General features: G+C 68.4%; 11 protein-coding genes. 6 read left to right on the top strand and 5 right to left on the bottom strand.

Annotated elements, in window-relative coordinates:
- Positions 1 to 4 precede the first annotated feature (4 nt).
- From IEW13_RS08815 to nrdH, 5 genes are all read right to left on the bottom strand, one after another.
- Positions 5 to 298 (bottom strand): hypothetical protein, encoded by a 294-nt coding sequence (locus tag IEW13_RS08815; RefSeq protein ID WP_229745025.1) that lies wholly within the window; start codon positions 296 to 298, stop codon positions 5 to 7.
- A 365-nt stretch (positions 299 to 663) separates the two neighbouring features.
- Positions 664 to 1,638, bottom strand: a complete 975-nt coding sequence (gene nrdF, locus IEW13_RS08810; protein WP_188550569.1) for a class 1b ribonucleoside-diphosphate reductase subunit beta — start codon at positions 1,636 to 1,638, stop codon at positions 664 to 666.
- A gap of 58 nt (positions 1,639 to 1,696) precedes the next feature.
- Positions 1,697 to 3,835 (bottom strand): class 1b ribonucleoside-diphosphate reductase subunit alpha, encoded by a 2,139-nt coding sequence (nrdE, locus tag IEW13_RS08805; protein ID WP_268235183.1) that lies wholly within the window; start codon positions 3,833 to 3,835, stop codon positions 1,697 to 1,699.
- Positions 3,832 to 4,254, bottom strand: coding sequence for a class Ib ribonucleoside-diphosphate reductase assembly flavoprotein NrdI (gene nrdI / locus IEW13_RS08800; protein ID WP_188550567.1), 423 nt, complete (start codon positions 4,252 to 4,254; stop codon positions 3,832 to 3,834). The genes nrdE and nrdI overlap by 4 nt, the downstream gene beginning before the upstream one ends.
- Positions 4,255 to 4,284: 30 nt before the next feature.
- A complete protein-coding gene (gene nrdH / locus IEW13_RS08795) occupies positions 4,285 to 4,533 on the bottom strand; it encodes a glutaredoxin-like protein NrdH (RefSeq protein ID WP_188550566.1) in 249 nt (82 codons plus the stop codon).
- Between the two features lie 626 nt (positions 4,534 to 5,159).
- Between nrdH and IEW13_RS08790 the strand changes: the two genes are divergently transcribed.
- The 6 genes from IEW13_RS08790 to IEW13_RS08765 are packed head-to-tail and all read left to right on the top strand — an operon-like array spanning position 5,160 to position 10,350.
- Positions 5,160 to 6,158, top strand: coding sequence for an AAA family ATPase (locus IEW13_RS08790; protein ID WP_188550565.1), 999 nt, complete (start codon positions 5,160 to 5,162; stop codon positions 6,156 to 6,158).
- 56 nt (positions 6,159 to 6,214) lie between these two features.
- Complete coding sequence (locus IEW13_RS08785) at positions 6,215 to 7,186, top strand: DUF58 domain-containing protein (protein WP_188550564.1); 972 nt, start codon at positions 6,215 to 6,217, stop codon at positions 7,184 to 7,186.
- Between the two features lie 20 nt (positions 7,187 to 7,206).
- Positions 7,207 to 7,746 (top strand): hypothetical protein, encoded by a 540-nt coding sequence (locus tag IEW13_RS08780; RefSeq protein ID WP_188550563.1) that lies wholly within the window; start codon positions 7,207 to 7,209, stop codon positions 7,744 to 7,746.
- Entirely contained in the window at positions 7,746 to 8,714 is a 969-nt protein-coding gene (locus tag IEW13_RS08775) for a vWA domain-containing protein (protein ID WP_229745034.1), read from the top strand. The genes IEW13_RS08780 and IEW13_RS08775 overlap by 1 nt, the downstream gene beginning before the upstream one ends.
- Complete coding sequence (locus tag IEW13_RS08770) at positions 8,711 to 9,700, top strand: vWA domain-containing protein (protein WP_188550561.1); 990 nt, start codon at positions 8,711 to 8,713, stop codon at positions 9,698 to 9,700. Before IEW13_RS08775 ends, IEW13_RS08770 begins: the two co-directional genes overlap by 4 nt.
- A complete protein-coding gene (locus IEW13_RS08765; protein WP_188550560.1) occupies positions 9,697 to 10,350 on the top strand; it encodes a tetratricopeptide repeat protein in 654 nt (217 codons plus the stop codon). The genes IEW13_RS08770 and IEW13_RS08765 overlap by 4 nt, the downstream gene beginning before the upstream one ends.
- Positions 10,351 to 10,405: the final 55 nt, after the last annotated feature.

Below are 10,405 nucleotides of genomic sequence, written 5' to 3'. Positions count from 1 at the left end.
GAATCTAGGGGGTCACTCCACTCGCTTCCTCGGCTTCCGCTTCCGCTCGACGCCGAGCCGCGACGACCGAGGGTGGCTCCCATTCTCCCTGCGCGATCTTCGTGTGCACGCTGGCGAGCCACGTGCGAGCGTCGGTCTTGGTGAGGAACGTCAACGGCTTGTCGTCCTCCGTGCGGGCCGAGTGCATCTGCCCGTCTGGGGCCGGGTAGCGCGCCTGCCACCGTCCTGACGGGAGCTTCCGAAGGCTCCCCCAGGTCTCGCGCTTCGGCGCCGTCTCACGCTTCTTCGTGGTGCTCATCGTGCCCTCCAGGTGCCGCGAATGGACTCACGCGGACCGTCGTGCCACTCCGTGCCACTAGGTCGCGCAGTCCCTTCAAACCGGCCTCTCACCTGGCCTTTTACGGACCTCGACGCGAGCCCAATGGCACGCTGTGGCACGCAGCTGGTGGCACGCAGCCCCCAAATTTCGGGCTTCGAGCCACCCCGCGCTTGGCTGGAAGGTGCGCTCGTGCCACCCCCGTGCCATACCGAACGGATACTGATGTTCATCTGTGCTCTCCTCTGTCCTTCGGATGGAGGCACGAAAAGAGGCCCGGACCTGCAGAAACCTGCAGGTCCGGGCCTCCCGTCAGCCCTTTCGGGCCTCGAGCAAGCTCTGGGGTCTTAGAAGTCCCAGTCGTCGTCTTCGGTGTTCACGGCCTTGCCGATCACATACGAGGAACCCGAACCGGAGAAGAAGTCGTGGTTCTCGTCGGCGTTCGGGGACAGCGCGGACAGGATCGCCGGGTTCACGTCCGTGACGTCCTTGGGGAACATCGGCTCATAGCCGAGGTTCATGAGCGCCTTATTCGCGTTGTAGTGCAGGAACTTCTTGACGTCCTCGCTCAGGCCCACCGAGTCATAAAGGTCGTGGGTGTACTGCACCTCGTTCTCATACAGCTCGAAGAGCAGATCGAAGGTGTACGCCTTGAGCTCCTCACGGGTGGCCTCATCCACCCGCTCCAGGCCCTTCTGGTACTTGTAGCCGATGTAGTACCCGTGCACCGCCTCGTCCCGGATGATGAGCCGGATCAGATCCGCGGTGTTGGTCAGCTTGGCGTGGCTGGACCAGTACATCGGCAGGTAGAAGCCGGAGTAGAACAGGAACGACTCCAGCAGCGTCGAGGCGACCTTCCGCTTCAGCGGCGAGTCACCCCGGTAGTAGGACAGCACGATGTCCGCCTTGCGCTGCAGGTTCTGGTTTTCGGTGGACCAGCGGAAGGCGTCGTCGATCTCCTTAGTGGAGCTCAGCGTGGAGAAGATCGACGAATAGGACTTCGCGTGCACCGACTCCATGAAGGCGATGTTGGTATACACCGCCTCCTCGTGCGGGGTGAGCGAATCCGGGATCAGGCTCACCGCGCCCACCGTGCCCTGCACGGTGTCCAGCAGCGTCAGGCCGGTGAAGACCCGCATGGTGAGCTGCTTCTCCTCCGGCGTGAGCGTGTTCCAGGACGGAACGTCGTTGCTCAGCGGCACCTTCTCCGGCAGCCAGAAATTCGCCGTCAGCCGGTCCCAGACCTCGTCATCGACCGGGTCCTCGATGCGGTTCCAGTTGATCGCGTCGACATGACTGATCAGCTTGACTTTCTCTGCCACTTCTCTCCTTCAAGACCGTGCGTGGGAACTGATGAATCTCCTTGAGCCGCGTGCTCGCTCAGAGCATGCAGGACACGCAGCCCTCGACCTCGGTCCCCTGGAGCGCGAGCTGACGGAGCCGGACGTAGTAGATCGTCTTGATGCCCTTCTTCCAGGCGTAGATCTGTGCCTTGTTGATGTCACGGGTGGTGGCCGTGTCACGGAAGAACAGCGTCAGCGACAGGCCCTGGTCGACGTGCTGCGTCGCCTCGGCGTAGGTGTCGATGATCTTCTCGTAGCCGATCTCGTAGGCATCCTGGTAGTACTCCAGGTTCTCGTTCGTCATGAACGGCGCCGGGTAGTACACCCGCCCGATCTTGCCTTCCTTGCGGATCTCGATCTTCGAGGCCACCGGGTGGATCGACGACGTCGAGTTGTTGATGTAGGAGATCGAGCCGGTCGGCGGCACCGCCTGCAGGTTCTGATTGTAGATGCCGTGCGCCATGACCTTGGCCTTCAGCTCCCGCCAGTCCTGCTGGCCCGGGATCTGGATACCGGCATCGGCGAACAGCTGTGCCACGCGGTCCGTCTTGGGCGCCCACACCGTCTCGGTGTACTTGTCGAAGAACTCCCCGGAGGCGTACTTGGACTTCTCGAAGCCCGCGAAGGCCTGGCCGCGCTCCTGCGCCAGCAGATTTGAGGCGCGCAGGCAGTGGAACAGCACCGTGTAGAAGTAGATGTTGGTGAAGTCCAGGCCTTCTTCGGAGCCGTAGTGGATCCGCTCCCGCGCCAGGTAGCCGTGCAGGTTCATCTGCCCCAGGCCGATCGCGTGGGACATGTCGTTGCCCCGGCGGATGGACGGCACGGAGTCGATGGCGCTGGCCTCGGACACGGCGGTCAGGCCGCGGATCGCCGTCTCCACGGTCCCGGCCAGGTCGCCGCCGTCCATCGTCAGGGCGATGTTGAGCGAGCCGAGGTTGCAGGAGATGTCCTTGCCGACACTGGCGTAGCCGAGATCCTCATCGTACTCGCTGGGCTCGGAGACCTGGAGGATCTCGGAGCACAGGTTAGACATGATGATCTTGCCGTCCACCGGGTTCGCCCGGTTCACGGTGTCCTCGAACATGATGTACGGGTAGCCGGACTCGAACTGGATCTCCGCGAGGGTCTGGAAGAACTCGCGGGCGTTGATCTTGGACTTGCGGATCCGGGCGTCGTCGACCATCTCGTAGTACTTCTCGGAGACGTTGACGTCCGAGAACGGGATGCCGTAGACCTGCTCCACGTCGTACGGGGAGAACAGGTACATGTCCTCGTTGCGCTTGGCCAGCTCGAAGGTGATGTCCGGGATGACCACGCCCAGCGAGAGCGTCTTGATGCGGATCTTCTCGTCCGCGTTCTCACGCTTGGTGTCCAGGAACCGGTAGATGTCCGGGTGATGCGCGTGCAGGTAGACGGCGCCCGCGCCCTGGCGTGCCCCGAGCTGGTTGGCGTAGGAGAACGAGTCCTCCAGCAGCTTCATGATCGGGATGACGCCGGAGGACTGGTTCTCGATCTTCTTGATCGGGGCGCCCGCCTCGCGGATGTTGGTCAGCGCGAAGGCCACGCCGCCGCCGCGCTTGGACAGCTGCAGGGCGGAGTTGATGGAGCGGCCGATGGACTCCATATTGTCCTCGATGCGCAGCAGGAAGCAGGAGACCAGCTCGCCACGCTGCTTCTTGCCGGCATTGAGGAAGGTGGGAGTCGCCGGCTGGAAACGGCCGGAGATGATCTCGTCGACCAGCTTCGTCGCCAGGTCCTCATCGCCGCGTGCCAGGAACATCGCGACCATGCACACGCGGTCCTCGAACCGCTCCAGGTAGCGCTTGCCGTCGAAGGTCTTGAGCGCATAGGAGGTGTAGAACTTGAAGGCGCCCAGGAAGGTCTGGAACCGGAACTTCCTGCCGTAGGCGCGCTTGCTCAGCGCGTGGATGAACTCGCGGGAGTACTGCTCCAGCACTTCCCGCTCGTAGTAGTCGTTGGCGACCAGGTAATCGAGCTTCTCGTCCAGGTCGTGGAAGAAGACGGTGTTCTTGTTGACGTGCTGGAGGAAGTACTGGCGGGCCGCCTGACGGTCACGCTCGAACTGGATGCGCCCCTCGGCGTCATACAGATTGAGCATGGCGTTGAGCGCGTGGTAGTCCAGATCGGTTTCCTCGCGCACGATGGCCTCGTTCAGGCCCTGCGCTGGAGCTTTTGTTTCCACAGTCGATTCAGTCCTTCGTTCACGTTGCGGACGTCTTCCGGCAGCCCCAGGAGCTCGAACCGGTAGAGCAGCGGGACCTGGCACTTCTGGGCGACGATGTGCGCCGCCTGGCAGTAGGTCTCGCCGAAATTGGTATTGCCGGCCCCGATCACACCGCAGAGCAGCTCGCGGTTCTGCGGGACATTGAGGAACTTGATCACCTGCTTGGGCACCGCGCCCCGGCGCGGCCCCGCCCCGTAGGTGGGGGTGATGAGCACGAACGGCTCCTCCATCAGGAGGGTGTCGTCCTTCGTCAGGAGCGGCAAGCGCACGCAGTGCTGACCGGCGGCCCGGAGCTTCTGCGCGAACGCGTGGGTGTAGTTGGAGCTGCTCGAGTAGTAGACGACGGTCATCGTGCCCCTCGCGATCCGGTCTTCAGCGGGTCATGCCACGACCGCTGCCGCGCCGCCCTCGCCGGCGAGAGCGGCGATCTTGTCCGGGCGGAAACCGGACCAGTGGTCGTCCTCGGTCACGACGACGGGCGCCTGCATGTAGCCCATCGCACGGACCATATCGAGAGCGTTCGGGTCTTCGCTCAGATCGACCTTGCGGTACTGCAGTCCCTTGGAGTCGAGCAGACGGAAGGTGGCGTTGCACTGGACGCACGACGGCTTGGTGTAAACGGTGATCATGAGCTGCCTTTCTGCTGCTGCTTCCATGGCGGGGAATCAGGGAATCCAGAAGGATCCGCGCGGATCGACGGGGAGTCGGGAAGCGCTGGCCCCCGGGGTCGAACCACTATATGTAGTGTTCGCTCGAATCTGTACTGACTACATGATGTGTTACACCGGTGTGATTTTCAAGGAGCTCCAGGTGTGTCGCGTCACGTGTCGGGCGTCCTCCACAGCCCTGTGAATCACATCCATGTACCTTGTCCCCATCCCTCGCCGTCCTCCTTTCGGCGTGCCCGTGCGGGTGCCGGCCGAGCGCCGGTGGATACACCCGGGCGCCGTCCACCGCCCGGCGCGGGATATCCACAGCCGTGCACAGAACAATCTCTCCGTGTGTCGCCCCTTCGGCGTGTCGCACCCGGCCCGGTGCCGGTGTCTCCACCGGAGGCATCGGCGCCGATGCTGTGCCAGCCCTGTCACACCATGGCCGCGCCGGAACCGCTCGACTAGCGTGGACTCCATCAAAGAGAACGCCCCCGCAGCCCGGAACCTTCCCCGCACAGGGCACGACGGGGACTGAGAAGGCGCTCTTCTCGAGCATCTCCGACGCAGCCGAAACGCAGCCGAACATCAGGGAGGACCCGGGCGTGAAGAGACTCAGGGCACCGGCCGAAGCCGCGGACATCGACCACGCCGGAGAGATCATCGCGGCCGCCGGAGCCCATCTGGAGGCACGCGTCGTCGGACAGCGGCAGTTGCGCGAGTCACTCCTCCTGGCGCTCCTCACCGGCGGTCACATCCTGCTGGAGAGCGCCCCCGGCCTGGCCAAGACCACCGCCGCCGCCACTCTCGCCGAGGCCATCGACGGGACGTTCTCCCGGATCCAGTGCACGCCCGATCTGATGCCCAGTGACATCATCGGCTCTCAGGTCTACGACGCCCGCGCAGCGGCCTTCAGCACCCGGCTCGGACCGGTGCACGCCAATATCGTCCTCCTGGACGAGATCAACCGGGCCGGGGCCAAGACCCAGAGCGCCATGCTCGAGGCGATGCAGGAGAAGCAGGTGACCATCGGCGGCGAACGGTTCGAGCTTCCCAGGCCTTTCCTGGTGCTCGCCACCCAGAACCCGCTGGAGCATGAGGGCACCTACCGCCTCCCCGAGGCGCAGCTGGACCGGTTCATGTTCAAAGAGGTCCTGGACTACCCGAGTCCCGAGGAGGAGAAGGAGATCCTGCGCCGGGTGGACGCCGGTGTCTTCGACTCCCCCGCCCCGCAGGCCAGGATCAGCCGCGACGACGTGAAGCGGCTGGTCGACTGCGCCCGGTCGGTGTACATCGACCCGGCACTCACCGACTACCTGGTCCGGCTCGTCCAGGTCACCCGGCATCCGCACGGCGTGCTGCACCCGGCGCTCGCCGCCGCCATCGACTGCGGCGCCAGCCCCCGTGCCTCGATCGCGATGACCGCCGGCGCGCGGGCACTGGCCCTCGTGCGCGGCCGCGCCTTCGCCATCCCGGAGGACGTCAAGGCCATCGCGCACCGGGTGCTGCGGCACCGCATCGTCCTGGGATTCGAAGCCGATGCGGACGGACTCACGACGGACACCGTCGTCGATGCCCTCCTGACGACAGTCCCCACGCCCTGACCGCGCGGGGCGGTGACGCAGCGCCCCGCGCACAGAGCGCACAGAGAGGAGACCCCGTGCCCCGTCTGCTCCCCCGGGTGCGCGCGCAGCTGGCGCTGCTGACGCGGCGCCGCCGACGACTGAGCAACGACCTCCTCGAGGGAGACTACGCGAGCGTGTTCCACGGGCGCAGTCCCGACTTCGACGACCTGCGCCCCTACCTGCCCGGCGACGAGGTCCGCGACATCGACTGGCGTGCCTCCGCCCGGCACCCCGAGCCTCTCGTCCGGCGTCGCACGGCGCAGCGGCGGATGCGCCTGGCGATCGTCGCCGGCAACGGCGCGGAGCTGAGCGCGCTCGGCCCGGCGGGCACCCAGAAGCGTGACACGGCGGTCCTGGCGGCCGGGATGCTGGCGGTCGTCGCGGCCCGCCACGGCGACGACGTGCTGCTGGTCTCGGGGTCCGGTGGACGCAGCCGCGTCTCCCGCCCCGGCCGCGCAGACGGGCACCTTGAGTCCCTGCTGCAGACGCTGCACTCCCCTGCGGCCGAGCCCGGCGGCCCGGCCGCACCGCTGCGGACCCTGGCGGCGATGCGCGTGCCCCGGATGCTGGTCCTGGTGATCGCCGACGACGGCCCGCTCCCGGAGGAGGCACGGCGCCTGCTGCCCGGGTTGCGCCACAGGCACGAGATGCTGTGGCTCGATCTGGCGGATGCCGATCTCACCGAGGCTCTGCCCGGCGACGGCCGTGCGGCTCCGCTCGTCGACGTCCTGGCCGGCGAGGGCCTGCAGACGCCGGCCCTGCCCGGCCGCCTGGCGCACGAGTACCGGGCGGCCGAGGCGGCGCGCCTGGCCGGACGAGCGCGACTGCTGCGGCGCCACGGCATACCGCAGGCGCGGGTGAACCATGCCGTGGACGTGCCTGCGGCGCTGCACCGGCTGTTGCGCGGCCTCCCTGCGCCGGCCACGGCGGCCGCGCCAGCCTCCGGGGCCACCAGCCCGCATGCGCCGGGCACACCGCGCACCGGGTCCGCGGGGCGACGGACATGAACCGGCTGGCAGGAATACGCGTGCCGGCGGGAACTCACGTGCCGGGCCCCGAGCTCCCCGGCGGGAACCCGCTCACAGGCCCGCTGGCGCTGCTGCCGCCCATGACGTTCAACGGCTGGTGGGCGGCGCTGGCACTGCTGCTCCTCCTCGCAGCGGTGCTGCTGGCCGCCGTGCCGCTGCTCGGCCGGCTCCGCCCCGCCCAGGACGAGAGGCACGCGCCGGTCCCGCCGGTACCGGCGCCGCGGAGACACCCCCTGGCCCGGATCGACCGGCTCGAACACGACTGGCGGACCGCGCGGATCCCGCCCCGGGAGGCGGCGCAGCATCTCTCGGCGCTGGTCCGGGCTGAGGCGGCGGCTCATCTGGGCGCACCGGCGGACCGCCTGACGCTGGCTGAGCTGAACGCGTCCCCGCGGACACGGCCGGTGGCGGGGATCATCGGCGACCTCTACCGGCTCGAGTTCTCTGGCGAGGCCTGGAGCACCGTGCACCCGGACGGCACGGCGGACCTGCAACGCGCCTTCGAGGCCAGCCGGAGGGCGGTGGCCCGGTGGACCTGATGTGGCCGCACCTGCTGCTCCTGGCCCTGCCCTGCCTCGCTCTGGTCGCCGCGGCCTGGTTCCTGGCCCGCCACCGGCCACGCGGACAGCCCGTCGCCCATGGCTGGCGCCTGACTGCGCTGCCGGGATACCGGCGGGCGCTGCGCCGGAGCCTGCTGGCCGGTGCCGCCGCCCTGGCCGCGCTCGGCCTCACCACCGCCGCAACGCTACTGGGCCTGTCCCGGCCGGTCGCGGTGGAGACCGTCGAGGAGAGCCAGGAACGCCGGGACGTGCTGTTGTGCCTGGACGCCTCGGGCTCGATGGTGGAGGCGAATGTGGGCATCATCGACGCCTATCTGGAGATGCTGGACCGCTTCGAGGGGGCGCGCATCGGTCTGATGATGTTCAACTCGACGTCCGTCATGGCGTTTCCCCTCACGGACGACTACGAGATGGCCCGCGAGCTGCTCGACGAGGCCCGCCTGGGCTTCGCCAGCTACGGATACCGGGGCACGCACTACTTCACGGCGACCACGGGAGGCGAGGGCGGCTCCCTCGTCGGCGACGGCCTGGCCTCCTGCGTGCGGGGCTTCGACCGTGCTGAGGAAGACCGGTCCCGCTCGATCGTCCTGGCCACTGACAACGACATCCACGACATCGCGAACGAGCAGATCTTCACGGTGCCGGAGGCCGCGCGGATGGCTGCGGCGCAGGACATCCACGTCTACGCCCTGGGCGTGGAGACGTTCTATGCGCGCGGCGTCAGCATGGCGGACCTGCAGGAGGCGGCGGAACTGACCGGCGGGGAGTTCTTCGAACCGGACGCCGGCACGCCGGAGAGGGTGGTCGAACGCATCCAGGCGCGGGAGGCCGGGCGCGTCGATGCGCCGCCGCGCCAGACGGTGCACGACCGTCCCGGCCTCGCACTGGGGATCGCTGCGTTCGCGCTGCCGGTGGCGCTCGTACTGCTGTGGAGGGCACGGCTGTGACCTTCGATCCGCAGATCCCCGTCGCCCTCATCCTGCTCGGCGCCGCGCTGGCCGTCGCCGGCTGCGTGTGGCTGCTGGTCACCGGCCCGCAGCCCGGCCGGCGGCTCAGCTGGGCACTGCGCCTGGCGGCGGTCCTGCTGCTGACGGCGGCGATGCTGCGGCCCGGCGTTCCCGGCGAGCCGGGCGAGGAACTCGCCAGCGACGCCGATGTCTTCCTCCTGGTGGACACCACCGCCTCCATGGGAGCCACCGACTGGGACGGCGAGGCGCGCCTGGACGGGGTGAGAGCCGACATCGACGCCCTCGTGCGCGAACTGCCCGGCGCCCGGTACAGCCTCATCACCTTCGACACCGAAGCGGTCACCCGGATGCCGCTGAGCACCGACACGACTGCCCTGGCCTCAGCGCTGGAACTGATGGAACCGGAGTACGCGCTCTACTCCCGAGGGTCCTCCCCCTGGGCGGCGGCCGGGTACCTGCGCGAGCGCCTGGAGGCTGCCGGTGACCGGCACCCGGACGCCGCCCGGCTGGTGTTCTACTTCGGCGATGGGGAGGCGACCGCGCACGAGCCCGTTGCCGGTTTCGGCGAGGCTGCCGAGCTGGTGCACGGCGGCGCGGTCTTCGGTTACGGATCCGCCGGGGGCGCCACCATGCCGCGGAACGATCCCTTCCCCTCCGCCGCGGAGGAGCTGATCCGTGACCCGGCCACCGGCGAGCCCGCCGTGTCGGTCCCGGACCCCGGCACGCTCGATGCGATCGCGGCAGAGCTCGGGGTGGCGAGCACGATGCGGGAGCCGGGCACCGCCATCGGCGAGGTCGCCGCCGGCCTGGCGCTGACTCAGCTCGCCGTGCCGGACGGACGGGAACGGCGGACCGAGATGCACTGGCTGCCGCTGGCCGGGCTGCTGGCGGTACTGACCGCCGATGCGCTGCTCGTGGCGGCGCGTCTGCGCATCCTGCGGCGAGCGGAACGGGCAGCGTCATGAGCGGCGGCTGGGGACGGCTGATATGGGCCCTCGTGGCGGTCTGTGCCCTGGCGGGTGGCTACGCGCTGACCGTCTGGGGACTGGGCGCAGCCGCCGCGCGGCAGTACGAGGACGGCGAGTACGGCAGCTCCGCCGCCACGGCGCAGTGGCAGAAACGCCTTGCCGTCCTGGAACGGCACAAGGGCTACTACAACGCCGGCACGGCACGAGCGGCGTCCGGAGAATTGGACGAGGCGCGCGGCGAACTGGAACAGGCGCTCCGGCTGAGTCCGCCGGCCGATGAGTGCCCCATCATCGTCAATCTCGCCTATGTGCTCGAAGCGCTCGGCGACGCCGCCCACGCGGACCAGGATCCCGAGGCCGGCGATGCGCTCTACCAGGAAGCGCTCACGCTGATCGAGGAAGCGCCCGAGCACTGCAGCGACGGCGAGGAAGCCGGCGAGCTGGACGAGGCCGCCGAACGGCTCGCCGAGAAGCAGGCGGAGAGCGACGAGGATCCCGAGCAGGGCGAGGAGGCAAATCCGGAGGACGAGGACGGTCAGGCCGAACTGCAGCAGCGGAACCGGGACGCGGCGCGCGAGCAGTTCCGCGAGGACGAGCACTCCCGGCAGCAGGGCGGCGGCAGCGGGCGGGCGGAACGTCCGTGGTGACGCCATGCGGCCTCCCGGCGCCCCGGTGGCGGTAGCGCCGGCTCGGTCATGTCAG

The organism is Sediminivirga luteola (assembly GCF_014639315.1).
Classification (GTDB): domain Bacteria; phylum Actinomycetota; class Actinomycetes; order Actinomycetales; family Brevibacteriaceae; genus Sediminivirga; species Sediminivirga luteola.
The sequence above is the reverse complement of the archived record's forward strand: the minus strand, read 5'-3'. Positions and strand labels throughout refer to the sequence as shown.